The following is a 24,303-nucleotide window of genomic DNA, read 5'->3' as shown; positions in this document are numbered from 1 at the left end:
CTAGCGAAGTGAAGGCGAGCTCATGCGTATTGCGTTTTTTGGCGATGTGGTCGGCAAGTCGGGCCGGGACGGGCTGTGCGATGCGCTGCCGGATCTGCGCAAGCGACTGCAGCTCGACTTCGTTGTCGTGAACGCAGAGAACGCGGCGGGCGGCTTCGGCATCACCGAGAAGACCGCCAACGAGATGTATGATGCGGGCGCGGATGTGCTGACGCTCGGCAATCATGCCTGGGACCAGTCTGAAACCCTGTCGCATATCGAGCGCGAACCGCGTCTGCTGCGTCCGGTGAATTATCGCGAGGGCACGGCGCCGGGGCGCGGAGCGGGGCTATATGACCTGCCCGATGGTCGTCGGGTTCTGGTGATGAATGTGATGCTGCGCCTGTTCATGCAGCCGCTGGAAGACCCGTTCGCCTCGGTCAATCACGAGATCGAATCCTGCCCGCTCGGCGCAGTCGCGGACGCCATCATCGTGGACATGCATGGCGAGGCGACCAGCGAGAAGGTGGCGCTGGGCAATTATTGCGATGGTCGCGCCAGCCTGGTCGTCGGCACGCACACCCATGTTCCCACCGCTGACCATCGCATCCTGCCCAAGGGCACGGCCTATCAGACCGATGCGGGCATGTGCGGGGATTATGATTCCGTCATCGGCATGGTGAAGGACGAGCCGATCAATCGCTTCGTCACCCATATGCGCTCAGGCCGCTTCACGCCCGCTTCGGGCGAGGCGACGGTGTGCGGGCTCTATGTGGAGACCGATGACGCGACGGGGCTGGCTGTGCGCTGCGAGCCGATCCGCGTGGGCGGTCAGCTCGCAGAGATTATCCCCGAGGTCTGATCAGAGTCGCTCGCTCAGCCACCGCAAATGGTCTTCCATGAAGGTGGCGATGAAGAAGTAGCTGTGGTCATAGCCGTCCTGACGGTGAAGCGTCAGCGGCTGGCCCGCCTTGCGACACGCCTCTTCCAGCAATTCAGGCTTGAGCTGTTCGGAGAGGAACTGATCGCTCAGCCCCTGATCCACCAGAATACCGCTTTCGCATCGCGCGCCGTCCTCGATCAGGGCGCAGGCGTCATATTTGCGCCAGGCGCTCTGGTCATCACCGAGATAACCGCCGAGCGCTTTCTGGCCCCAGGGGCAATGGATGGGCGAGCTGATCGGCGCAAACGCGCTGATCGCCTTGAAGAGGTCCGGGCGTTTCAGGCCCAGGGTCAGCGCACCATGCCCGCCCATGGAATGGCCGGTGATGGCGATGTCTTCAAGATCAAGACAGGGTGCAGCTTCCGCAGCGACTTTCAGAAGCTCGCCGGTGACATAGCTTTCCATGCGATAGTGTTTTGACCAGGGTTCTTGCGTGGCGTCCACATAGAAGCCCGCGCCGGAGCCGAAATCATAGCTGTCGTGCTCGCCCGGCAGATCCAGACCGCGCGGAGAGGTGTCGGGCGCGAGAAAGGCGAGGCCCAGCTCGGCGCAGACGCGCTGGAAGCCGCCCTTGTCGGTGACGTTGGCGTGGGTGCAGGTCAGGCCTGACAGATAGAGCACGACCGGGACCGGGCCGTCCTCGGCGGCGGGCGGTAGATAGAGCCCGAACGTCATCTCCGTGCCGGTCTCTTTTGACTGATGGGTCCAGACCTGCTGGCGGCCGCCAAAGCTGCGGTTCTCGGATTTGAGTTCCATGGGCTTATCGTCCTCGTTTGAGATCCTGGAACAGGCGTTCGAGCCCGTTGAGAAAGTTCGACCGGTCCCGGGGTCCGAAAGGCTTGCCGCCCCCGCCTTCCATGGTTCCGGCGCTGCGAAGATCGGTCATCAGGTCGCGCATGGCCAGTTTCGAACCGATGGAGTGAGCGTCAAACTCGGTCCCGCGGTGGTCGATCACCTTGGCGCCGGCTTTCAGGCAACGGTCGGCGAGGGGGATGTCGCCGGTGATGCAGATATCGCCCGGCCCGATGCGCTCGGCGATCCAGTTGTCCGCTGCGTCCGCGCCCTCGGGCACGATCACCAGCTCGGCCCATTGGCTCTGCGGGCGGCGCAGACCGCCATCGCACACAAGCTTGATCTCGGTGCGATGGCGCTCGGCCACCTTGATCGCCTCATCCTTTACCGGACAGGCGTCGGCGTCGATGTAGAGCGTCAGATCAGAACTCCACCACGGAACGGATGCTTTCGCCCGCATGCATCAGGTCGAAGGCCTTGTTGATGTCATCAAGCGGCATCTTGTGAGTAATCAGGCTGTCGATATCGATCTTGCCGTCCATGTACCAGTCGACGATTTTCGGCACGTCGGTGCGGCCGCGCGCGCCTCCGAAGGCCGACCCCTTCCAGACCCGGCCCGTGACCAGCTGGAACGGACGGGTGGAGATTTCCTGACCGGCCTCGGCCACGCCGATGATGATGCTTTCGCCCCAGCCGCGATGGCAGCATTCGAGCGCCTGACGCATCACATGTGTGTTGCCTGTGCAGTCAAAGCTGTAATCGGCGCCGCCGCCGGTAATGTCGAGAATCGCCTCGACCACCTTGTCCGCGCCGATCTCGTTGGGATTGATGAAGTCGGTCATCCCGAACTTCTCGGCATGGGCGCGCTTGGCGGGGTTGATGTCGATGCCGATGATCTTGTCCGCGCCGACCATGCGGGCGGCCTGGATGACGTTCAGGCCGATGCCGCCCAGACCGAACACCGCGACGTTCGCGCCGGGTTCCACGCCGGCGGTGAAGATCACCGCGCCCACGCCCGTGGTCACCCCGCAACCGATGTAACACACCTTGTCGAAGGGCGCGTCCTCACGGATTTTCGCCAGCGCGATCTCGGGCATGACGGTGAAGTTCGAGAAGGTCGAGCAGCCCATGTAATGGTGCAGCATCTCGCCATTGAGGCTGAAGCGAGAGGTGCCGTCCGGCATCAGGCCCTGACCCTGGGTGGAGCGGATCGAGGTGCACAGATTGGTCTTCTGGCTCAGGCAGCTTTTGCACTGGCGACATTCGGGCGTGTAGAGCGGGATCACGTGGTCGCCCGGCTTCACGCTGGTCACCCCTTCGCCCACCTCGCGAACTATGCCCGCGCCTTCATGGCCCAGAATGGAAGGGAACAGGCCTTCGCTGTCCTTGCCTTCCAGCGTGTAGGCGTCGGTATGGCACACGCCCGTCGCCATGATCTCGACCAGCACTTCGCCAGCGCGCGGACCTTCCAGATCGACCTCGTGAATTTCCAGCGGTTTGTTGGGAGCGAATGCGATAGCGGCGCGGGTCTTCATGAAGGCCTCCTCAAAAGATGGCGGTCGGTTGGACAGCGTATGGCGTCCAGATACGCGCGGATCTCCCCTGCGGCAAGGCGAGGCGCGTCCTGAATTCAGGATATGCCCGAACGCGGCATTGAATTGTCGAGGCAATCAGGCACAGTGACGCAATGCAGCATAGCCGAGGGACGCCCGTCATGGCTCAGACCCCTGAATACACCGCTCTTCTTCTGGAAAACGTCCACCCGGACGCCGATAACGCGCTTCAGACCGCTGGTCCTGTGACCGTGAAACGACTGTCCGGCTCGCCGGACCGGGCTCAGCTTGAGAGCGAGATCGCGTCAGCCAGCGTTTTGGGCATCCGGTCGCGCACCCATGTGGATGCGGCGCTCCTGGACGCGGCGAAGGAGCTTCAGGCGGTGGGCTGTTTCTGCATCGGCACCAATCAGGTCGATCTCGTCGCCGCCGCCGAGCGCGGCGTGCCGGTGTTCAACGCGCCTTTCGCCAATACGCGCTCGGTGGCCGAGCTGACCATGGCGTCCGTCATCATGCTGATGCGCCGCATCCCCGAGAAGATGTTCGCCATCCAGCGCGGGGAATGGCTGAAGACCGCCGACGGCGCAAATGAGGTGCGCAAGAAGAAGCTCGGCATCATCGGCTACGGCAATATCGGCGCCCAGCTGTCAGTCATCGCCTCGGCGCTGGGCATGCATGTCTATTACTATGACATCGCGCCCAAGCTCGCCCATGGCAATGCTCGACCCATGGACACGCTCGATGACATCCTGACCGAGTGCGATGTGGTCACGTTGCACGTGCCCTCCACGCCGCGCACCAAGAACATGATCGGCAAGGACCAGATCGCGCTGATGAAGCATGGCGCCTTCCTGATCAACCAGGCGCGCGGCGACCTTGTGGATGTGGACGCGCTTGCGGACGCCCTGAACTCGGGTCATCTCGCGGGTGCGGCCGTGGATGTCTTCCCGGTCGAACCCAAGAGCAAGGACGAAAAGTTCGAGAGCCCGCTCACCCGGTGCGCCAATGTCATCCTGACCCCGCATATCGGCGGATCGACGCTGGAAGCGCAGCAGGCCATTGGTCTGGACGCCGCCGGCAAGCTGGCGCGCTATCTCCATGAGGGCTCGACCACCTTCGCCGTGAACTTCCCCGAAGTGGAGCCGGGCCCCATTCAGCCGGGCCGCACGCGCATCCTCGCGCCGCACCGCAACCGTCCGGGTTTCCTGCGCCGTCTCAATGACGCCGCCGAACAGGCGGGCGCGAACGTCGCGGCGCAGTTCCTGCAGACCAAGGGGGATCTGGGGTATGCGGTGGCCGATCTCGAAGGCGAACTGCCGGAGGATTTCCTGGACCGGGTCCGCGCCATTGACGGAACCATCCGGGCGCGTCTCATCAAAGGCTGAGCACGTCGCGTAAATGCGCCAGCGCAAATGCGGCGGCGGCTTCGGGGTCCGTGATCCTGTAGTCCATATTGCGCTCTGCGCTGGGATGATGGGCTGAGGCGCGCGTATCCCGGATCAACTCCGAAGGCAGGGTGGTCGGCGCCAGCGCCACCTCGGACTTCTGGCCATGCCAGTGGGCGACGTGGCGGTTCATGGCGGTGCTGGGACCATGCACCAGTCCCGGAATCGGCTGCAGCCAGGCGACCTTGTGCTGGATCGAGCCGATGGGCGAGATGTAGTAGTCCGCCTCTCGCGCCAGCGCCATGGCTTGCATCACCGTCAGGCCGGCCGTGGTCGCCAGCACGGCCTCCGGCGTGCTCACAGCTCCGGACATGGCCTGGAACAGGGTTTCGGACTGGCGCCGGCGGGACTCGAACGCATCACGGACCGGGTCGTACCAGGGGGCGGCAAGATCGTCGGGCGCGGAAAAGCTGTCGAAAATATAGCGCGGTTGGCAAAGCTCGCGCGCCTGTCGGTCAAAGGCGGCGAGCATGTCGAGAAAGTTCTCGCAGCTCCGCCCATCCTCGCGATGCGCCACCCAGATCACGGGAGAAGCCTTGTCCGAGCGAAGGACGGTTCGAGTTGGCATCTGCCGGGACAAGGACGATTGGGTCCGCTGGTCGAGGAACTCGCCCCCTACGGGCGTGAAATAGGGCGGGCCGCTCTGTTTCAGCGGCTTGAAGGCGACTGGCCGGGGCAGGCCTTCAAGCGGACCCAGCGGGGCAAAAAGCGAACGCGTCTCGACCGGCCTGTCCCGTAGCGCCGCGTTCAGGGCGGGCAGTTCATTCCACATGTAATGAGCGAAGTTCGGGTGTCCGATCATGGCCAGCGGCTGTGCCAGCCCGGCCTCTTCAGACGGGATTGCGTTCAGCGTCTCGAACTCACGCCAGAGGCGCTTGAGCACCTTGTAGCTGTTCGGAGCCGCAGGCGCCCGATGCACATAGAGGCCGCCGACCTCCTCGATGAAGAGCGCGCACAACGGGAATCCGAGCCCGATCTGGAAACTCATCACCCAGATGTCAGACCGGTCTTCGAAGCGATAGGCGTAGAGCGGAAGCTAGAAATGATAGGGATCGTTGATGAAGGCGATCAGCCGGGATTCGACGCATTCCAGCCGGTCTCCCGTGAAGGGCGAAACCAGATGAAAGGCGCCCGTCGTCAGGATGTCATGCTGGAACTGGCGCAGCTGCTGCCCATGCACATAGGCATTGAGCGCCTCGATCCGCTCAAGGGCCGCCGACAGATGCAGGAGCACGGTCCCGGACCTAGACGAGTCCGTCGCGGCCTGTGGCCTTCCAGTCCGCCAAGAAGGCGTCCAGCCCCAGATCGGTCTGGGGATGAGAGATCAGCTGATCGAAGATCTTCACGGGCAGGGTGGCGGCGTCGCTGCCCGCCAGCGCCGCGCCTTCCACATGATGCAGGCTGCGCAGAGAAGCGGCGAGGATCGAGGTCTCGAAACCGTACTGGTCATAGACGGCGCGAATATCCTCAAGCAGGTTGACCCCGTCCCCGCCGGCGTCATCGATTCGGCCCACGAAAGGCGAGATGTAGGTGGCGCCCGCCTTGGCCGCCATCAGCGCCTGATTGAGCGAAAAGCACAAGGTGACATTCGTGGCGATGCCCTCCTCGTGGAAGATGCGGCAAGCGTCGAGCCCGGCTGCGGTCAGAGGCAGCTTGACCACCACATTGTCGGCGATCGCGCGCAGCTTGCGGCCTTCCTCGAGCATGCCGTCGCGATCGGTGGCGACCACTTCCGCGCTGACCGGGCCAGAGACCGCCTTGGTGATCTCCTTGATGCGCTCCATCACGCCGGCGCCGGATTTGGCGATCAGGGAAGGGTTGGTGGTCACGCCGTCAATCCGGGCGGCGCGTGCTTCAATCTCGCTGATTTCGGCGGTGTCGAGAAAGATCTGCATGGGGGCCTCCGGTTCGCGTGCGGCGTGTTCATCTTGAACACGACTTACTCCTCAATCATAACAGCACCATAAAACCGCTTTGGGAATGAGGAAGACTGCATGCGCCCGGCGACCGCCTTCAAATCCTGGGCGCACAGGGTCCTGCCCCGTCCTGTGGTGAACGGCGTCTGGAACCTGGCCAGCGACGTCAAGGACCTGCCCGCTCGTCTGAAATCCCCGGGCGCGCCCCGGCCCTGGCGGATCTGGCACAATGTCGGCGGCGGGGATTTCCATCTCATCGGACAACAGTATTTTGACTGGTTCCGGATCTCCACGAACCTGAAGCCGGACGCGCATGTTCTGGATATGGGATGCGGCGCGGGACGTCTGGCGTTTCCGCTGGCCACCTATCTGGACGTCAATGGCGTCTATACCGGATTTGACCTGTCCGAGCGGGCGCTGGGTTTCGCCCGCCGGCATACCCGGGGCGAGGCGCGCTTCAACTTCGTCCGCGCCGACGTGCAGAGCCGCGAGTATGGCGGTGCGGGCTTGAAGGCGGTCGGCTATCAATTTCCCGCCGAGGCGGAGAGCATTGATGCGGCGCTAGCCATCTCCCTGTTCAGCCATTTGCTGCCCGAGGATGCTGCGGCCTATCTGCGCGAAGCGGGCCGCGTGCTCAAACCGGGCGGGCGCTTGTGCCTGACAGGGTTTCTGATCGAGCCGGGCATGGTCCTGACGGACGCCGTTCTGCCCCTTTCCCCCTATCGCGAAGGCGCATGGGTGGCCGACCCCAGGGAGCCTGAACGCGCGATCGGCTATGAGCGCGCCGTCTTTGAGCGCTGGCTCAGGGAGGCGGGGCTCAGGATGGCCGCGCCGGTCGAGGCGGGGCACTGGTCGGATACGGTCCGGAGAGGCGAGTTTCAGGACCGCATCATTGTTGAGAAGCCGGCGCTCTAGCGTCCCGAACTGAACAGGACTTCCCGCACGGTGCGCACGAGGATGACGGCGTCGCGCCAGAGCGACCAGTTGTGCACGTAATACCGGTCCAGCCGGGCGCGCTCGTCGAAAGTGGTCTCGTTGCGGCCATTGACCTGCCACAGCCCGGTCAGCCCCGGCCGCACCCGCTGATACTCCAGAAGCGCCTCGCCATAGGGCTCCTGCTGGTCCAGCGTCATGGGCCGCGGTCCCACAAGGCTCATATCGCCCTTGAGCACATTGATCAGTTGCGGCAGCTCATCCAGGCTGCTCATGCGCAGGAACTTGCCGACCGCCGTGATGCGCGGATCATCATCCAGCTTCTGATAGGCGCGCCATTGCGCCTCACGTTCGGGGTCGCTCGCCAGGATCGCTTCCAGCTTCGCCTCGGCGTCCACCACCATGGTGCGGAATTTCAGGCAGCCAAAGACCTTGCCCTGCGCACCCAATCGTTTCTGGCTGAAGAAGGCCGGGCCGCCATCCCGACGGATGGCGAAGAGGAGGCAAGCCAGGAGCGGGCTCAGGAAGATCAGGGCGCCCAGCGAGGCTGCAATGTCAAAGCCGCGTTTGAGCGCTTGGGCGAAGGGGCGGTCCAGCGAATCGTGCAGGGACAGGATCAGGCCGTCTTCGGGCGGGAAGGCGACGGTGTCGAGCGCCTCGTTAGAAAGGACTCCCATGGCCGGACGATAATAGAAACGGGCGCCGTGTGCGGTCAGAAGGCGCGCCAGTCGTGCGGCGATCGCCTGGGTGTCTGCGTCGGGAGCCAGGAAGACCGGGCGGCGCGACAGGGCTTCGACCTGTTCATGCAGCGCGGCTTCGCTCAGCTGCCCGAACGGCTCCAGGCCCAGGCTGCGCTCAGCGCGCAACCCATGCCCCTGATGATGTGACAGAACGCTGTCCGGAGACAGGGTCAGCGCCTGAGGCGCCAGGACCGTGACCGGTTCCAGCCAGCCGCCCGTGGCCGTGAACAGCGCGCGCACCCCGACCCGCAAGGCCAGGACAAGACAGAGGACAGACATCCAGCTGACCGCCAAAGGCCAGGCCTGGTCGAGCGCGCCGTAAGCGGCGAGGCCAGCGATCTGAGCGATGCAGGCAAGGGCGCAGGCCTTGAGCACGGCGCCGGCCGCGCCCATTACCGGCTGGCGGGTGCGGTAATGCCCCTGCGCATTGAACCAGCCCATCAGAAGCACGCCCGAGACGAAGAAGACGGCGAGTTCCCCCGAGGCCTGAGGGTGAGCCGTCAGGGCGTGCAGCCCCTGAAGCAGGATGCCGGACAGGCTGATCGCGCTCATGTCAGACAGGACGAACACCTGAAGCGGATTGATCTTGCGTGCGGTTCGCGCGGCGGCGAAAGACGGCGCCTGTGCCTCAATCCGGGACGACATGGTGTTCTCCTCGATACGCGCAATCCGCTCTTGAAGGCGGTTGGGAGCATACGAGCAAGAATGGCGCCGTGGGACGGGCGTCGCTGCGCGGTCAGTCTGTCCTGTTCAGGAACGCCGAGAACACGCCCAGCGCCAGGGCGGCGTGATGCCATTCCTGATAGACGCCATACCCCAGCATGACGCTGACCAGCCAGATTCCGCCCACATAGGCGAGGCCCGCCAGCTGGTCGCGGGTCAATCGGGCCCGTCCGAGGGCGCCCACCAGCGCAAACAGCGTGGCTGCGCACAGGATCGCGCCGACCGCGCCGGCATCCATCCAGATGTGGAGCCCGGCATTGTGGGCATGCAGAGGCAACCGATCGATGGTGATGTCGCGATACGGGGTCGGATCGCTCATGGCCCGCATGCTGTCCAGACCATGCCCGATCAGGGGGGCCTGACGAATCTGCTCGAGAACGGCTTGCCAGATTTCCAGGCGCCAGGCCCAGGACAGCGGGAGGGAGTCTTCGACGGGATCGGGCAGCAGGGCCAGGCCAAGTCCCATGAAAAGGGGCGCTCCCAGCACCCAGACGCCGGCGCCCAGCACCATCAGTTGCGGCGCCACGGGCCCGCTCCACAATGTGGCGCCGGCAACGATCAGGCCGAAGAGAAGGGCCAGGATGTTGGCTTCCACATCAAAGCTCGCCGAGGCGAAGCCCGCCATCACCATCAGCGCCATCGCCAGGCCGCGCTGAGCGGCGTCGGGGCGTCGCCACAACGCCAGAGCCACGGGGCCGGCCAGCATCATGAAGGCGGTCGCGCCACGTGACAGGGTCACCTTCGCATTGCGCACAGCTTCAGCCGGATACGTGGATTCTTCGAGATTCAGTTCGATCCAGCCGCCAATCAGTCCGCCGCTCAGGGCTTCGACCAGAAAGTAACCGCCAACGAGCAAGGCGCCGGCGACAAGGACGCGGCGCTGGCGGTCCGCCTCTTCTTCGGTCAGGCGACAGGCCATATAGGCCGCGAGCACGAACAATGGGGTCAGCAACGCCAGCTTGTAGACCTGATCGGGCTTGTCATAAGGCGACCAGAGATGGGACAGGCAGATCCACCCGATGCTCAGGACGCCCAGAAACACCAGGGTGGGCGCGCTTTTGAAGGCGCGCCAGCCGGAGACGAAAACCACAGGCGTGAAGATCAGACCGGCCAGGCCGATCGAGGTCGCCAGTCCCAGTCCGCCTGCCGCGATGAAGAGGGCGCTCAGCGTCAGGAGGGTCGCCAGGGTGACGGACGAGAGACGCCAGCTCCAGTTCACGAACGCAGAGCCTCGACGAAGGCGTCCGGAGAGAGATTCCATCCCAGCAGCTCGCGACTGTCGGCAGTGATGCGCACGGCGACCATATGGCCGGTTTTCACCTTGGCGTCTTCTGTCGGCGCGTCCTGGCCAGCCAGAAGCTCATGAAAATAACGCAAAACGCCATTGGAGGTGAGGATGAATACAACCGTGTCCTCGCTGCGGTCCCGGGAGACGGAGTCGAGCACGCTCCGGGCATTGGACTTCAGGGTCTCGACCGTGGGGCTCCAGCCGGCCCCGGTTGGCGGAATGGACCGGTCGCGCCAGTCCGCGATCGCGCTTTCGCCCCAGCTCTCGGTGATCTCGGCGTCGGTCTTGCCGCCCCAGACCCCGTAATCGATCTCCTTGAGGCGCTCATCAATCTCCACCTCGCCCGTGAAACCGCAAACCTCCCCGACCAGGCGGGCGCCATGACGCGTGCGCTTGAGAGGGCCGGCCAGGATGCGATCAGGCAGCTGGTTGAGCGACCGCAAGGCTTCGCCCATGGCGCGCGATTGCTCGAGGCCTTTTTCGACCAGCGGCAGATCCTCGTTCGCCCCGACCCAGACCGGAGTGTCTTCAGGGCCGAAGGTGTTGCCATGACGGGCCAGTATCAGAAGCATTACAGGATCTCTCCTTCACGGGCGATGATGTCGGCGGCGACTTCGGCGTCGCGCGGGGAGTCCACCGAATAGGGCGTGCGGCCGCGATACTCGGTCAGCACGACCCGGATCGGAATGCCGTTTTCAAGCGCGCGCAATTGCTCAAGGCTTTCGGTCAGCTCCAGCGGGCTGGGGTCCAGTTTGACCAGCTCGGACAGGGTGTCGAAGCGATAGGCGTAAAGTCCGATATGCTTGTAGATCGGCAGGCCCGTATTCTCGCGCTTGAACGGGATGATGGCCTTTGAAAAGTACAGCGCGTTCATGGCCTTGTCGAAAACGACGGTGGTGCCGCCCACTTCTCCGCGCCGCTTGGCCTCGCTCAGCTTGTCCAGCGCATCCTCGCTCAGCGCCACGGCGGGCGTCGCCAGTTTCAACGCCGGGTCCGCCTTCATGGCGGCGGCGGCGGCGTCCACCACCCAGGGCGGCGTCAGGGGCGCATCACCCTGCAGATTGACGATCACATCGTCTGGTTTGGCGAAGTCCTTGACCGCTTCAAAGGCGCGTTCCGTGCCGTTGCGACAACTTTCCGGCGTCATCACGGCTTCGCCGCCAAAGCCTTCAACCGCCGCCAGGATGCGTGCGTCATCGGTTGCGACGATCACGCGGTCGATGGAGGGCGCGGCTGCGGCCAGACGGCGCACGCGTTCGACCATGGGCACGCCAGCAATTTCGTGAAGGGGTTTGCCGGGAAAACGCGTGGAGCCGTAACGGGCGGGAATAACGGCGATAACGGTCATGGGGCGCCTTTAGGGAACATCAAAGCGGATACCCCGGTTCAATGCCATGCCCCGCCGCTGAAGACCAGTGCAGGCGCTGAGCGCTCAAGGTCTTGGCCGAAGCGCCCTCAATAGGGTAGAAGGCCCGCTCCAAGAATTCATGCGGCTTAGCAAAAGCCGTCGCGCCATTCGCCCACCCGGAGGTTTCGACCATGGCCGGCCACTCAAAATGGGCCAATATCCAGCACCGCAAAGGTCGCCAGGATAAGGCTCGCGCCAAACTGTTCTCGCGTTTGTCCAAGGAAATCATGGTCGCCGTGAAAATGGGCGGCCCGGATCCGGACATGAACCCGCGTCTGCGCCTTGCCGTTCAGAACGCCAAGGGTCAGTCCATGCCCAAGGACAATATCGAACGCGCCATCAACAAGGCGGCGGGCGGCGACGCCGAAGAATACTTCGAGATCCGCTATGAGGGTTTCGGCCCGGCGGGCATCGGCCTGATCGTGGAAGCCTCCACCGACAACAAGAACCGCGCCGCCAGCGACATTCGCGCCGCCTTCTCCAAGAATGGCGGTAACATGGGCGAGACCGGCTCGGTCAGCTTCATGTTCGACCAGCTGGGCGAGATCCGCTTCCCGGCCTCGGTCGCCGATGAAGAAGCCATCTTCGAAGCCGCCATCGAGGCGGGCGCAGAAGACGTGGTGCAGGAAGACCTCGTGGATGACGATGGCGAGCCTGCGCCGGAACACGTCATCTACTGCGCGCGTGAAGACCTCGCCGAAGTCAGCTCCGCCCTGCAGGAGAAGTTCGGCGAAGCCAAATCCGCCAACATCATCTGGAAGCCGCAGAACCTGATCGAGGTGACCGGCGACAAGGTGGCGACCGTGATGAAGCTCATGGAAGCGCTCGAAGACCTCGATGATGTGAGCACCGTCTTCGCCAATTTCGACATCTCCGACGAAGACATGGCTGCGCTCGACTGATGGTCGGCTCACCGCGCTCTGTCATCATCGCCGTGGATGGTCCCCTTGCCTCTGGCAAGGGGACCATTGCGCGCGCGCTGGGGGCGCGGTTCGGCGTGCCGCATCTCGACACCGGCGCGCTCTATCGCGCCGTGGCCGTCGCCATGATCGAGAAGGGCCTGCCGCCGGAAGACGCCGATGCGGCGGAAGAGGTTGCACGCACGCTGGATGTGAACGCCATTGATGAGGGCAAGATCCGCACGGCGGGCGCCGGCGTCGCCGCCAGCGTCGTTTCGGCCCATCCGCGGGTGCGCGCTGCGCTTCTGGATGTGCAGCGCATATTCGCCAATCAGCCTGGCGGAGCCGTGCTGGATGGCCGCGATATCGGTACGGTGATCTGCCCCGATGCGGATGTGAAACTGTTCGTCACCGCGGATGAGGAATCCCGCGCCTGGCGACGTCGGGCCGAGCTCGTCAATCGGGGTGAGGATATCAGCTTCGAGCAGGTGCTGGGTCAATTGCGCCAGCGCGATGCGCGGGACGCCAGCCGGGCCTATGCCCCCATGCTCAAGGCGGATGACGCCATCGAACTCGACACCTCCGAGATGTCGGTGGACGAGGCTGTCCGCGAAGCCATTCGTCTGGTGGAGGAAAAGCTGGGTTGAGCCCGGCGACTTGAGGACGGCCGGGCTCAACCTCGCGTCTAGAAGCCCAGTCGAACCTGCAGGCGAGCCTGAAGACTTTCCGTTCCGTCTCCGGTCCGGCCCGCTGCGGTCAGGGCGATGCTCAACCGGTCGCGGATTTCCGCCACATACCCCAGCTGAGCGCGCAGCACGCCATCCTCATTTCCACCCGCCTGTGCGGTGGACAGGTCCACGTCGTTGAGCAGCACGCCAAGTGTTCGCTCGGCGTCGTCCTCGCTTTCATAGGCGAGGCCGGCTGTCAGCTGGCCGGCGTTGCTGACCTGCCATTCAGCGCGGAGCCCGGCTTCATACAGGGTGCTGCTGAAATCGGTCTCCTGATAGCGACCCGCAAGCAGGACGCCCTGCTCGATATTCGTGCCCAGCTCGTAATCGGTGAAGACGCCCCGCAGATAGGGGGTCAGGATGAAGCTTTCTGCCGGCGTGAAGTCGAATCCGGCCTCGAGGGCGGTGAAGCTGTGGTCAATGACCCAGGAGCCCGTGACGGAGTTGCGGGGCGCGAATCCCGTGGCGCGCATCGTGTCCATGTCGGTGCGGCCCAGACCGGCGCCGCCGAGCACATAGAAGGCGCCGGTGGACCAGCCGCCATGAACGGCGATGGCGAAGGTTTCAGCCTCGCCGGACGCTGCGAGCGCGGAATCCACACTGCTGGTCGTGTCTGCGAAGCTGACGCGTCCGCCTGCAAAGAAGCCCTTGTCCAGATTGGCGTTGAAGCCGCCCGACACGGACCACCCGTCATAGTCGACGCCGGCGCGTCCGGCCTCTGCATCCACCGAGCCGTCCAGCCAGCCGCCGGTCAGATAGGGACCGGTCTGTTGGCGGGCGCGTCCGGCCTCATCCATCGCATCCACGATCAGATGCCGGCTGACCTGATAGGCGTGCTCGGACAACCCGCCGGCGCTCTGGCCGGCATAATCGTCGTTCATCCCGCTCGCCACCACAAAGGCGGCCAGAACGGCGTGGGACTGGGTCGTGGGATGGATGCCGTCATAATCGCTCCAGTCGGCCGGGCAGGCGTCCAGAAGCAATCCCTGGCTGACGCAATCGGTCCGAACTTCGCTGAACCCGTAGGCGGCGGGGTCGGCGTACAGGTCAAGCAGCAGATCCTCCACATTGATGTAGAGCACATCGGCGCCGAACTGTGCGCTGATGGCGGCGTCCACGCTGCGCAGTCCCAGATTGAACTGGGCGGCGGCCTGGTCGAATTGCGCATCGAACGGCGCAGGCGCTTCAACGGAGGTTCCGATGGGCGGCACGCCGAAGAGTACGAAGCGTCGGGCCCCGGCGCTCGCGAGGGTGGTCAGGGTCTGCTGGATGTCGGCGACGCCCTGATTGATGTCGAGCGGCGCTCCGCTGAGCGCGGACAGGAAGTTGTTGCCCCCGATCCAGATCGAGAAGATGTCCGAGCTCGTCGGCGCGGCGATGCTGCCATTGGCCACGCCTGCGGCGTAGAACTGGGCCTGTTCTATGGAACCGGGCAGGATCGGGCCGCCCGGGCTGCTGGCGAAGCCATAGGTGCGGGCCCCGCCATGGGCGAAGTTGATGCCGTTCGAGGCGTCGCCAATGATGCCGGTCAGAAAGGGCGAGAGGGCCAGCGTGTCTCCTGTCAGATATTCATGCCAGACGGGGCCATTCGAGAACCGCCCATTGAAATAGACAGGCGGAGCGCCCGCGCCGGCGGCGAGGAATACATTGCCGGTGTCTGACAGGCTGTCGCCGAACACGTAAGACTTGCCGGCGGTGAAATCCCAGTTCTGCGCCAGCGATGGTGCAGTCGCGAAGCACAGGGTGGCCACAGAGGCCCCCATGATTTGTTTAAACATTTAGCTCCTCCCCAGAGCGCATTTCGGGTGCGCATTTTTATTTTTCGCGCAACATGATTAGCTGGCCTTAACTGTGTTCTTGTCAAGTATTGCTGCCGGGCCCTGATGCGGCAGCGAAGCGTAGCGAACCGCGTGAAACGGGCTTAGCGTAAGGGAATGGTTGAGCTTTCCTCCCTCGGATTCGGCGTGTCAGGCGCTCATGGCACGCGCCTTGTCTCACGCGCCCGGACACAGGCCCTGGTTGCAGAGGCTTTTGACCGCGGCATCCGCTATTTCGATACGGCGCCGTCCTATGGGGCGGGCGAGTGCGAACATCGGCTGGGGCGCGCCTTGAGGGCCTTTGACGGCGAGACGCTCGCCATCTCCACCAAGGTCGGGCTGTCCAGTCATGGGCTCTGGGGGCGTCGTCGCGATCTCTCCCCGGAGGGTGTGGAAGACAGTCTGTGCGCCTCCCTTGGTCGTCTGGGACGGGAGGGCGTGGACCTGTTGATCCTTCACGGAGCTGCGCCTCAAGAGCTGCATTCGGATCTGCTGGCGAGACTTCAGGCCCTCAAGCGCGCGGGCGCCTATCGCTGGCTGGGCGCCACGGGCCGCGGCGAGGCGCTGGACTGGGCGCTGGATGCGGGGTGGTTCGATGTTCTGATGGCGCCGGTTCACCCCTTTCTTGACGCCCGTGAGCGCGCTACGCTTCAACGCGCCTCGGATCTGGGCGTTCGGATCATCGCCATTGAAACCGCGGGGGATGCGCCGCCGGCGCTGCGTCCGCCCAGAACGCCGGCCGATCTGTATCCGCTCGCCAAGCGCCTGCGCGGCGGAGCTTCCGGAAGAGGCCGGGTGTCCCCGCCCGTCGGCTTGCAGGCCGCCTTGGCGAGCCCGGGGGTGGTTTCCGCCCTGTTCACGACGACCCGTCGGGCTCACTTGCTCGACAATCTTTCATCAGGCGCGCTTTCCTGACCTGTTCCGCGGCCTAGTTCCGCCCCGATGAGCCAGCCTGACCTGTTTCCCGCAGCCCTCCCGCCAGCCCCCGACCGCAAGGCGGGGCTGAGCCGTCTCAAGGCGTTCACCCCCGCCATGGGGCGGGCCTATGCCAGCGAGCGCAATTTCGACTTGGGCCCGCAGGATCGCTCGAACATTTCCTGTCTCAGCGCCCATGTGCGCCACAGGCTCGTTCAGGAAGCGGAGCTGGCGCAAGCGGCCTTGTCCGCCCATGGCCTTCAGGCCGCCGAAAAGTTCATTCAGGAAGTCTGCTGGCGCACCTACTGGAAGGGATGGCTGGAGCTGCGTTCCGCAGTCTGGGCCGACTACAAGGCTGAGCGTGAGCAAGCCTTCACGGCCGTGTCCGAGGACCAGGCCTTGGCCCAGCGCTATGAAGCGGCGATCGAGGGACGAACGGGGCTTGAGGGCTTTGATGCGTGGGCGACCGAGCTGATGCAGACCGGCTATCTGCACAATCATGCGCGGATGTGGTTCGCCTCGATCTGGATCTTCACGCTGGACCTGCCCTGGGTGCTGGGCGCGGACCATTTCCTGCGTCATCTGATCGATGGTGATGCAGCCTCCAATACGCTGAGCTGGCGCTGGGTTGGGGGATTGCAGACGGTGGGCAAGACCTATCTCGCCCGCGCCTCCAATATTGAAAAATACACCAAGGGCAGGTTTGCGCCCGATCCGGCCTCTCTGGCCCCCGAGGCGCCCGCCTTGCCGTCCGTCCATCCGATTCCGAGCCCGGGCGCGATCCTGCCCGGAGAGCGACCCGACCCCTCCCTGCCTTCCGCCCTGTGGCTGCATGACGAGGATCTGCATGCGGAAAGCTGGGGCGTTGAGGATGTGGATATCCGATGCGTCATCTACCCCTCTTCGCCCGCTTCGCGCGGCGAGGCCGGGCTTGGCGCAGTTGCGCGGCGTTTCAGCAAGGCGGCGCTCGAGGACGGGGCGCAGCGGGCGGCCGGACGCTTCGGGGTCAAGGCCGTGGCGGCCGACTCGGTCGCCGATCAGATCGAGGCGGCGCGGTCGTCCAATGTGCGTCAGCTGATCACTCAACGGCCCTGCCAGGGGGGCGTCCGGGATGAACGCCTGAAGGCGCAGGAAAGGATTGAGGCCTCAGGTCTGCGCGTCGTCAGCCTGACTCGAGACTGGGACCAGGCGTTTCACCCGTTCGCCACGAAGGGTTTCTTTAAATTCAAAACCGCCATACCAGACGTCTTCACACGGCTCGGCCTGAACTGAAATCACGTCAAGCCGCGCGGGAAAGATGACTTTTTCCCATTCTCCCGCTAATCGGTGGGGGATAGGTATCAGGCGCGACGGGCGCCGGGCGGGAGACACGATGCAATCTGATCTGTTGGCGAAGCTCAAGGCTCTGGCGGAGCCGACGCGCCTGCGGATCGTGTCGCTCTTGGCCCAGGGCGAGCTGACGGTCAGTGAAATCATGCAGGTGCTGGGGCAGAGCCAGCCGCGGATTTCCCGTCACCTCAAACTCCTGGCCGATGCAGGCCTGTGCGAGCGCTTTCCGGAAGGCGGCTGGGTGTTCTATCGCCTGATGCGCACCGGACCCGTCAGTCGTCTCGCGGCGCTTGTCGAGGAATTCACGGAAGCCAATGAGCCCCAGGTGCATCGCGATCGGCAGCGCCTGCAGGAGCTCAAGCGTCTGCGCGCCGAAGAGGCGGCCAAGTATTTCGAGGCCGCCGCCCAGGAATGGTCGACCATTCGCTCGCTGCACTTTTCCGAGGCTGCGGTGGAAGAAGCCATGGTCGAGCTGGCCCAGGGGCGCCCCTTCAAGCAGCATGTGGATGTGGGCACGGGTACGGGCCGCATGCTGGAATTGTTCATCGATCAGGCTGACGAAGGCATGGGCGTCGACCTCAGCCGTGAAATGCTCCATGTGGCGCGCGCCAAGCTGACCGAGGCGGGCCTGTCCTCGCGCTTCGTTCGTCAGGCGGATGCGTCCGCCCTGCCGCTGGACGCCGGCGCCGCCGATCTCGTCACGCTGCATCAGGTCCTGCACTATTTGCCGGACCCGCAAGCGGCGCTGTCCGAATGCGCGCGCGTTCTGGCGCCGGGCGGCCTGTTGCTGGTGGTCGATTTCGCCGAGCATCATCATGAAAGCCTGCGCCTGGAGCACCACCATCGCTGGCTCGGCTTCCCGCCGGCTCAGGTCACCGCCTGGCTGCAAACCAGCGGACTCACCCTGAAATCGTTGCGCACACTTCAACCAGAGGGCATTGAAGGCGGGCTTACGGTTCTGATCTGGGCGGCGGAACGCCCGGTCGAGGGGGATGGGGATGACGCCTGAAACGGGGGTGAAGGCGATCGCGCGGACGCAATCGGACGTCCAGATGGCGGACCTTCTTGACGACGATGTGCGCGATGACGCCCTGCAGTTTGAAGCGGCGGGGCTGTATCTCGACCTGCGCCGGCAGAAAATCGATCTGTCCGGCTGGCGCGTTCTGCTGGACCAAGCTGAGCGTTTGAAGGTCAGCGAGAAGATCGCGCAGCTGTTTGCGGGCGAGATCGTCAATGGGACCGAGCAACGCCCGGCGCTGCATCCCGCGTGTCGAAATCCGGCTCTGTTGGGCGATGCGCTGGCTGGCGCTGCGCTGGTCGAGACGCGCAAGAAAACCCGCGCCTTTGCGGACCTTGTCGGGCGTCCGGGTGTGCTTAACGGTCATCCGGTCCGGCGGATCGTCAATATCGGCATTGGCGGGTCTGATCTGGGCCCGCGCTTTGTCTATGACGCGCTCAAGGCCTATCGCCGCGAGGGGATCGAGACCCGGTTCGTCTCCAATCTCGACCCGGCTGATCTTGATGACGCGCTGGAAGGCGCTGACGCCGAGACCACCCTGATCCTGGTGATCTCCAAATCCTTCACGACCCAGGAAACGCTGATGAATGCGCGCGCCGCGCGCCGCTGGATCGTCGAGCGACTGGGTGAGGCGGGCGTCGCGCCGCGCTTCGCCGCCGCCACCGCTTGCCCGGACAAGGCGCGTGAATTTGGTCTTGAGGATGCGCGCATCTTCCCCTTCCCCGACGGGGTGGGCGGGCGCTATTCGCTCTGGTCCGCCGCCGGGCTGGCCTTGGAAGCCGGGCTGGGCGCGGATGTGTTTGACCGCCTGCTCGCGGGCGCGCGGGCGATGGACGAGCATGTCACGACCACGCCGCTTGCGCGCAACATGCCGGTCGCCAAGGCCCTGGTCGATGTCTTCAACCGCGCGGGGCGCGGCCTGCCGTCGCGCTGCGTGGCGGCCTATTCTTCCCGGCTCGAGCGGCTGGCGAGCTATCTGCAGCAGCTGGAAATGGAGAGCCTCGGCAAGTCGGTGAACAACGAGGGCGGTCCTCTGGGCGAAAGCCATTGCGGTCCGCTGGTCTGGGGCGGGCGCGGGTCGGATCTGCAGCACTCGGTCTTCCAATGGCTGCATCAGGGGCTGGATGAAGCCCCCGTCGATTTCATCGCCATCGCCGATCATGGTCGCGAGGATGAGCGCGTGCGCGCGCTCAACGCCAATCTCGCCGCTCAGGGCGCGGCCCTGACCCATGGCCGCACAGGCGAGGGCGAGCTTGCCGCGCACACCCGTATTGTCGGCGGCCGGGCCAGCGCCACCTTCGTGATGGAGACGCTGAGCCCTGAGACGCTGGGCGCGCTCCTGGCGCTGCATGAGCATAAGGTGTTCGTCGAAGCGCTGTTCTATGGCCTCAACCCGTTTGACCAATGGGGCGTCGAGCTGGGCAAAAGCCTTGCCCGCTCCATCCTTTCCGGCGACATGGCCGGGTTTGATGCGCCTGCACGCGAACTGACGCACAGATTGGGCCTTGATTGATCTTCATCAGGGCTGTGTAAACACATTCCGGATACGCCCCCTCGCACCCGCGCTCTTAAAAGGCTTGCGACATGACCCAGCCCGCTCTTGATCCGGCCCGGATCCAGCCCCTCGCCAATGCTGTCCGCGCCCTGTCCATGGACGCGGTCGAGGCCGCCAATTCCGGTCACCCCGGCATGCCCATGGGCATGGCGGACGCCGCGACTGTCCTGTGGACGCGTCATATCAAGTTTGATCCCAAGGACACTGAGTGGGCAGATCGCGACCGCTTCGTGCTGTCTGCGGGCCATGGCTCCATGCTGCTCTACTCGATCCTGCACCTGATCGGCGTTGACGCGCTGAGCCTGGACGAGCTCAAGAACTTCCGTCAGCTGGGCTCAAAAACTGCTGGCCACCCCGAGTTCGGCCATGCGCCGGGCATCGAGACCACCACCGGTCCGCTGGGTCAGGGGCTCTCGACCGCGGTCGGCATGGCGCTGGGCGAGCGGATCATGAACGCCCATTACGGCGATGATCTGGTGGACCACCGCACCTGGGTGATCGCGTCGGATGGCGACCTTCAGGAAGGCGTCAGCCAGGAAGCCATCTCCATCGCCGGCCATCTCAAGCTCAACAAGCTGGTGGTGCTGTGGGACGACAACTCGATCCAGATCGATGGCGACACGGCGCTGTCTGACACGGTAAATCATCGCCAGCGTTTTGAGAGCGCGGGCTGGACCACGATGGAAGTGGACGGCCATGACGCCGCCGCCGTCGACAAGGCGCTCAACGACGCCAAGATGTCTGACAAGCCGGTGCTGATCGCCTGCAAGACCACCATCGGCTTCGGCGCGCCGACGAAAGCCGGCACGGCCGGCAGCCATGGCGCGCCGCTGGGCGCCGAGGAGATCAAGGGCGCGCGCGAAGCGCTCGGCTGGAGCCATGAGCCCTTCGTGATCCCCGATGATATCTATGAGGGCTGGCGCTTCGCCGCCGAGCTCGGCGGCCAGACCCGCGAGGCCTGGGAAGCCCGTCTCGCGGCGTCTGACAAGGCCGAGGCGTTCAAAGCGCAGATCTCCGGCCAGCCGCCGAAAGCCGCGCTCGACGCGCTTGACGCCCACATCAAGAAAACCCTCGCCGACAAGCCGGCGCTCGCGACCCGCGCCTCGTCTGGCAAGGCGATTGAAGCCTTCTGGGAAGCCTTCCCGGGCCTCATTGGCGGTTCGGCGGACCTGACCGGGTCCAACAATACCCGCGCGCCGGGCATGGCCTCGATCACGCCGGACGATTTCTCCGGTTCCTACGTCCATTATGGCGTGCGTGAATTCGGCATGGCGGCCGCCATGAACGGCCTGGCGCTGCATGGCGGCCTGCGTCCGTACTCGGGCACCTTCCTGGTGTTCTCCGATTATTGCCGCGGCGCGATCCGTCTCTCTGCGCTGATGAATCAGCCGGTGATCTATGTCTTCACCCACGATTCCATCGGCCTGGGCGAAGACGGTCCGACTCACCAGCCGGTCGAGCATCTCATCGCCCTGCGCTCCATGCCGAATGTGGCGGTCTACCGTCCCGGCGATGCGGTCGAGGCGGCGGAAGCCTGGAAATGCGCGCTCGAGCGGACGGACGGTCCGACCGTTCTGGTGCTGTCGCGACAGAAAGCGCCGCATGCGCGTCAGGATGATGGCTCTGAGAACCTCTCAGCCAAGGGTGCCTATGTGATCCGCGAAGCCGAAGGCGAGGCGCAGATCACCCTCATCGGCACCGGCACCGAGCTGGGCCTGGCGCTGGAAGCGCAGGACAAGCTCAAGGCCAGGGGCGTGAACGCCCGCGTCGTCTCCGCGCCGTCGCTTGAAACCTTCCTCAAGCAGGATGCAGCCTATCGCAAATCAGTCGTGAACCCGGACCTGCCGGTTGTGGCGGTCGAGGCGGCCATTCGCTGGGGCTGGGATGGTCTGATTGGTCTTGAGGGCGGCTTTGTCGGGATGGAGGGCTTCGGCGCCTCGGCGCCGGCGGAAGCCCTTTTCGAGCATTTCGGCATCACCGCCGACGCCGTGGTCGAGCAGGCGCTCGCCCGGGTGTGACCCTTTGACCATAGGCGGCCCGGGGCTTTTGTGCTATCCGGGTCGCTTATGAGTAACACTCTGTCCGAGACCCGGTAGGGCCTCTCCTCGCAATTTGCGGGGTGAGGCGGCCTCAAAGAGCCCGCTCGCTGTGACCAGTGAGCGCCGATTTCTTGTGTCTGCAGCCCGGCTGCGGACCCTCGGGACCGACAGACCCATGGATATTTCAAAAGACGAACAGCGCGTATTGCACGCGCTGGCCAAGGGCGGCCGTTTGCAGGCCGTCAAAACCTCATCCGGCCGCATCCTTGATGTGGAGCTGATCACGCGTGAAGGCTGGGCCATGCCCGGCGTCACCCCGCGCCTGTTCCGCAAGCTCAAGTCCAAGCGCGCGGTGGCGTCCTCACAGGGCGGTCCCTATCGCATTACGCGGCGGGGGCTGGAACTGGTGCGCGCCCAGCCGGACAATCGCTAGCGGTGCTTGAGGCGGGGCGGGCTCAGGCCCGCTCCGCTGCGCCATAGGCGATCAGGCGTTCCATCACGTCACGCGCCTTGGCGTCATCCAGGGCGCTGAAGTCCGCCAGGCTTATTGCATCGCCCTTAAGCAGCCGCTCGAGGCCCGCTTCCGCGGCGGCGTCAAAGCTCAGCGCGCCGCCCGGCGCCACCAGCGCCACATGATCCCCGTCATCCACGAGATCGAGTGCAATCAGCGCCCGGCGCTTCAGTCTCGTGTCCGCGGTGATGGGGCCCAAGGTCAGCGCGCCGCGCGTATCGGCGGGACGCGAGGTGAGGGCGGCATCGGTGAACAGGCCCAGCACGGCCCCGATATCCGCGTTCTGGCCCACCGCCTCCAGTGCTTCGGCGAAGGTCTTGGCGAAGACACCCGGGCTGACCGCGCCGCGGGCATAGCCCGGCGGGAGAGCGCGGCGAAGTTGCGGCGTGCGCAGGGCGGCTTCGGATACGGCTTCCAGCAGAAAGTCCGCCCAGGTCTTGGCCAGAAGGCCCGTGGTGATGTGCAGCGAGGCTTCGTCAGAGCCCTCATTGACTGCGTCATGCATCAGCCCGCGCGGCACGTAGAGGACATCGCCGGGGTTCAGCACCAGCTCTGCGCGCGGTTCGGTCTGGGCGAAGCGGCCCGGCGTGAAGCGTTCGCCGCGATAGGGTACGCCCACAGGAGCGTCATAGAGCCGCCAGCGCTTGGATCCCTCGACCTGCAGCACCAGCACATCGTGATTGTCGTAATGGGTCTGAAAGCCCTGCGCGTTCGGCGGGGTGAGATAGATATTGGTCTGGACCGGGCAGGAGAACTCCGCTTCCAGCTGACGGCAGAGATCGGCCAGGGGGCGGTGTCGCGCCTGCAGCTGGGGCAGGATCAAGGTCGCGCCCTGCTGATAGAGCCTCGCGACCTCGCCGCGATCCACCAGACCGTCCTCGCGCAGCCAGGCGCGATCGGGCAGGCGCGGCTCGGCGCGCGCCATGGACAGATCGCCCTCACGCAACAGGTCCTCGGCGAGGATGCGGTCAATCGCATCAAGACTGATCAGAGAGGCGAAGCGGTTCCGGTCAGTCCCCGGGGCATGCAGATGGGTCTGCTCAAAGACGGTTTCGAAAAATGCGGTCGTCTCATGCGGCGCGATGAGGTCGACAAGCGCGCCGGACATTGAAGCAGGTTCGGAGCTCATGTTGTCTAGCAGCGGCGTCCCTGACCTGACGGATCAGCATAAGGACCGGAGTCCGCATCGGTGCATTGCCGTCCGCCGCCCTGATAGCCGCCTCGCCCCTGGCCGGGCGGGTCCGCATACGGCCCCTGATCATTGTCTGTATAGCCGCCCTGGTAGCCGCCGCGGCCCTGACCCGGCGGATCGGCGTAAGGGCCCTGATCGTTATCGGTGACGCCGTTCTGGTATCCGCTTCCGCGGCCCTTTCCGGGCGGGTCCGCATAAGGACCCTGGTCATTATCCGTGTAGCTGTTCTGATAGCCGCTCCCGCGACCCTGGCCGGGCGGGTCTGCGTAAGGCCCTTGGTCGTTATCGGTATAGCCAGACTGACCCTGGCAGCTCCGGCCCTGATTGGCGGGATCGGCATAAGGGCCCTGATCCGCATCGGTGCAGTTTCGCCCGCCGCCATACGCGCCCCCGCGACCATAACCGATGGCGTCCGCATAGGGTCCCTGATCCTGATCGGTCAGGCCCGTATAGCCTGCGCCGGTCGTCGTGCAGCCTGTCAGTCCAGCTGCCCCGATCGCCGTGGCGCCGCCGGCGACCTGGGTCAGGAAGGACCGCCGTGAGAGCGTGCGCTTCTTGCTCATGTCCGTCTCCCCCAAAG

The 24,303-nt window shown here is 64.9% G+C and carries 24 protein-coding genes; 11 read left to right on the top strand and 13 right to left on the bottom strand.

Features of this window, described 5'->3' with window-relative positions; all coding sequences use genetic code 11:
• The first annotated feature begins 22 nt into the window (after positions 1-22).
• A complete protein-coding gene (locus OA2633_RS07440) occupies positions 23-841 on the top strand; it encodes a TIGR00282 family metallophosphoesterase (protein ID WP_009801899.1) in 819 nt (272 codons plus the stop codon).
• On the opposite strand, the gene fghA is transcribed toward OA2633_RS07440, so the two are convergent.
• From fghA to OA2633_RS07425, 3 genes are read right to left on the bottom strand one after another with little or no spacing between them, the layout of a single operon-like run.
• On the bottom strand, positions 842-1,678 hold the full coding sequence (fghA, locus tag OA2633_RS07435) for an S-formylglutathione hydrolase (protein WP_009801898.1): 837 nt from the start codon (positions 1,676-1,678) through the stop codon (positions 842-844). It lies immediately after the preceding gene.
• 4 nt (positions 1,679-1,682) lie between these two features.
• Positions 1,683-2,174 (bottom strand): YaiI/YqxD family protein, encoded by a 492-nt coding sequence (locus tag OA2633_RS07430; RefSeq protein WP_009801897.1) that lies wholly within the window; start codon positions 2,172-2,174, stop codon positions 1,683-1,685.
• Positions 2,137-3,249, bottom strand: a complete 1,113-nt coding sequence (locus OA2633_RS07425) for an S-(hydroxymethyl)glutathione dehydrogenase/class III alcohol dehydrogenase (RefSeq protein ID WP_009801896.1) — start codon at positions 3,247-3,249, stop codon at positions 2,137-2,139. The genes OA2633_RS07430 and OA2633_RS07425 overlap by 38 nt, the downstream gene beginning before the upstream one ends.
• Before the next feature lie 179 nt (positions 3,250-3,428).
• On the opposite strand from OA2633_RS07425, the gene serA reads away from it, so the two are divergent.
• On the top strand, positions 3,429-4,652 hold the full coding sequence (gene serA, locus OA2633_RS07420) for a phosphoglycerate dehydrogenase (protein WP_009801895.1): 1,224 nt from the start codon (positions 3,429-3,431) through the stop codon (positions 4,650-4,652).
• Here serA and OA2633_RS07415 read toward each other — a convergent pair.
• Genes OA2633_RS07415 through fsa form a run of 3 tightly spaced genes read right to left on the bottom strand, consistent with a single transcriptional unit; the run spans position 4,642 to position 6,607 of the window.
• Positions 4,642-5,700 (bottom strand): hypothetical protein, encoded by a 1,059-nt coding sequence (locus OA2633_RS07415; protein WP_009801894.1) that lies wholly within the window; start codon positions 5,698-5,700, stop codon positions 4,642-4,644. The genes serA and OA2633_RS07415 overlap by 11 nt on opposite strands.
• A 48-nt stretch (positions 5,701-5,748) precedes the next feature.
• Positions 5,749-5,946, bottom strand: a complete 198-nt coding sequence (locus OA2633_RS07410) for a hypothetical protein (RefSeq protein ID WP_009801893.1) — start codon at positions 5,944-5,946, stop codon at positions 5,749-5,751.
• 10 nt (positions 5,947-5,956) lie between these two features.
• The gene (gene fsa, locus OA2633_RS07405) at positions 5,957-6,607 is read right to left on the bottom strand and encodes a fructose-6-phosphate aldolase (protein ID WP_009801892.1); all 651 of its coding nucleotides are present in this window, start codon (positions 6,605-6,607) and stop codon (positions 5,957-5,959) included.
• Positions 6,608-6,706: 99 nt separating this feature from the next.
• On the opposite strand from fsa, the gene OA2633_RS15330 reads away from it, so the two are divergent.
• Positions 6,707-7,543, top strand: coding sequence for a class I SAM-dependent methyltransferase (locus tag OA2633_RS15330; RefSeq protein ID WP_009801891.1), 837 nt, complete (start codon positions 6,707-6,709; stop codon positions 7,541-7,543).
• Here OA2633_RS15330 and OA2633_RS15325 read toward each other — a convergent pair.
• The 4 genes from OA2633_RS15325 to kdsB all read right to left on the bottom strand — a co-directional run bounded on the left by OA2633_RS15325 (position 7,540) and on the right by kdsB (position 11,660).
• Complete coding sequence (locus tag OA2633_RS15325) at positions 7,540-8,946, bottom strand: exopolysaccharide biosynthesis polyprenyl glycosylphosphotransferase (RefSeq protein WP_009801890.1); 1,407 nt, start codon at positions 8,944-8,946, stop codon at positions 7,540-7,542. The two genes, OA2633_RS15330 and OA2633_RS15325, sit on opposite strands and share 4 nt — an antisense overlap.
• A 91-nt stretch (positions 8,947-9,037) precedes the next feature.
• The gene (locus OA2633_RS07390; RefSeq protein WP_083783231.1) at positions 9,038-10,285 is read right to left on the bottom strand and encodes an O-antigen ligase; all 1,248 of its coding nucleotides are present in this window, start codon (positions 10,283-10,285) and stop codon (positions 9,038-9,040) included.
• Entirely contained in the window at positions 10,240-10,884 is a 645-nt protein-coding gene (locus tag OA2633_RS07385) for a histidine phosphatase family protein (RefSeq protein ID WP_009801888.1), read from the bottom strand. Before OA2633_RS07385 ends, OA2633_RS07390 begins: the two co-directional genes overlap by 46 nt.
• Positions 10,884-11,660, bottom strand: coding sequence for a 3-deoxy-manno-octulosonate cytidylyltransferase (gene kdsB, locus OA2633_RS07380; protein WP_009801887.1), 777 nt, complete (start codon positions 11,658-11,660; stop codon positions 10,884-10,886). Before kdsB ends, OA2633_RS07385 begins: the two co-directional genes overlap by 1 nt.
• A gap of 191 nt (positions 11,661-11,851) precedes the next feature.
• On the opposite strand from kdsB, the gene OA2633_RS07375 reads away from it, so the two are divergent.
• Positions 11,852-12,622, top strand: a complete 771-nt coding sequence (locus OA2633_RS07375) for a YebC/PmpR family DNA-binding transcriptional regulator (RefSeq protein ID WP_009801886.1) — start codon at positions 11,852-11,854, stop codon at positions 12,620-12,622.
• Positions 12,622-13,266, top strand: coding sequence for a (d)CMP kinase (gene cmk, locus OA2633_RS07370; protein ID WP_009801885.1), 645 nt, complete (start codon positions 12,622-12,624; stop codon positions 13,264-13,266). Before OA2633_RS07375 ends, cmk begins: the two co-directional genes overlap by 1 nt.
• A gap of 38 nt (positions 13,267-13,304) precedes the next feature.
• Here the strand turns inward: cmk and OA2633_RS07365 are convergent, their stop codons facing one another.
• Complete coding sequence (locus tag OA2633_RS07365; RefSeq protein WP_009801884.1) at positions 13,305-15,125, bottom strand: autotransporter domain-containing esterase; 1,821 nt, start codon at positions 15,123-15,125, stop codon at positions 13,305-13,307.
• Positions 15,126-15,281: 156 nt separating this feature from the next.
• On the opposite strand from OA2633_RS07365, the gene OA2633_RS15320 reads away from it, so the two are divergent.
• The 6 genes from OA2633_RS15320 (at position 15,282) to OA2633_RS07335 (ending at position 22,453) form a co-directional block, all read left to right on the top strand.
• Entirely contained in the window at positions 15,282-16,079 is a 798-nt protein-coding gene (locus OA2633_RS15320; protein WP_009801883.1) for an aldo/keto reductase, read from the top strand.
• A 27-nt stretch (positions 16,080-16,106) separates the two neighbouring features.
• Entirely contained in the window at positions 16,107-17,351 is a 1,245-nt protein-coding gene (locus OA2633_RS07355; protein WP_009801882.1) for an FAD-binding domain-containing protein, read from the top strand.
• 100 nt (positions 17,352-17,451) lie between these two features.
• On the top strand, positions 17,452-18,417 hold the full coding sequence (locus OA2633_RS07350) for a metalloregulator ArsR/SmtB family transcription factor (RefSeq protein WP_009801881.1): 966 nt from the start codon (positions 17,452-17,454) through the stop codon (positions 18,415-18,417).
• Entirely contained in the window at positions 18,407-19,939 is a 1,533-nt protein-coding gene (pgi, locus tag OA2633_RS07345) for a glucose-6-phosphate isomerase (RefSeq protein ID WP_009801880.1), read from the top strand. The genes OA2633_RS07350 and pgi overlap by 11 nt, the downstream gene beginning before the upstream one ends.
• Positions 19,940-20,010: 71 nt before the next feature.
• The gene (tkt, locus tag OA2633_RS07340; protein ID WP_009801879.1) at positions 20,011-21,999 is read left to right on the top strand and encodes a transketolase; all 1,989 of its coding nucleotides are present in this window, start codon (positions 20,011-20,013) and stop codon (positions 21,997-21,999) included.
• Between the two features lie 196 nt (positions 22,000-22,195).
• Complete coding sequence (locus OA2633_RS07335; protein WP_009801878.1) at positions 22,196-22,453, top strand: YjhX family toxin; 258 nt, start codon at positions 22,196-22,198, stop codon at positions 22,451-22,453.
• Positions 22,454-22,475: 22 nt separating this feature from the next.
• Here the strand turns inward: OA2633_RS07335 and OA2633_RS15315 are convergent, their stop codons facing one another.
• On the bottom strand, positions 22,476-23,660 hold the full coding sequence (locus OA2633_RS15315) for a cupin domain-containing protein (RefSeq protein WP_083783230.1): 1,185 nt from the start codon (positions 23,658-23,660) through the stop codon (positions 22,476-22,478).
• A gap of 5 nt (positions 23,661-23,665) precedes the next feature.
• Positions 23,666-24,286 carry a hypothetical protein gene (locus OA2633_RS07325; RefSeq protein ID WP_009801876.1) on the bottom strand — a complete coding sequence of 207 codons (621 nt, stop codon included), beginning with the start codon at positions 24,284-24,286 and terminating at the stop codon, positions 23,666-23,668.
• Positions 24,287-24,303 lie beyond the last annotated feature (17 nt).

The organism is Oceanicaulis sp. HTCC2633, from assembly GCF_000152745.1.
GTDB lineage: Bacteria > Pseudomonadota > Alphaproteobacteria > Caulobacterales > Maricaulaceae > Oceanicaulis.
Note: the sequence above shows the minus strand (reverse complement) of the source record. Positions and strands in the feature narration are given on the sequence as shown.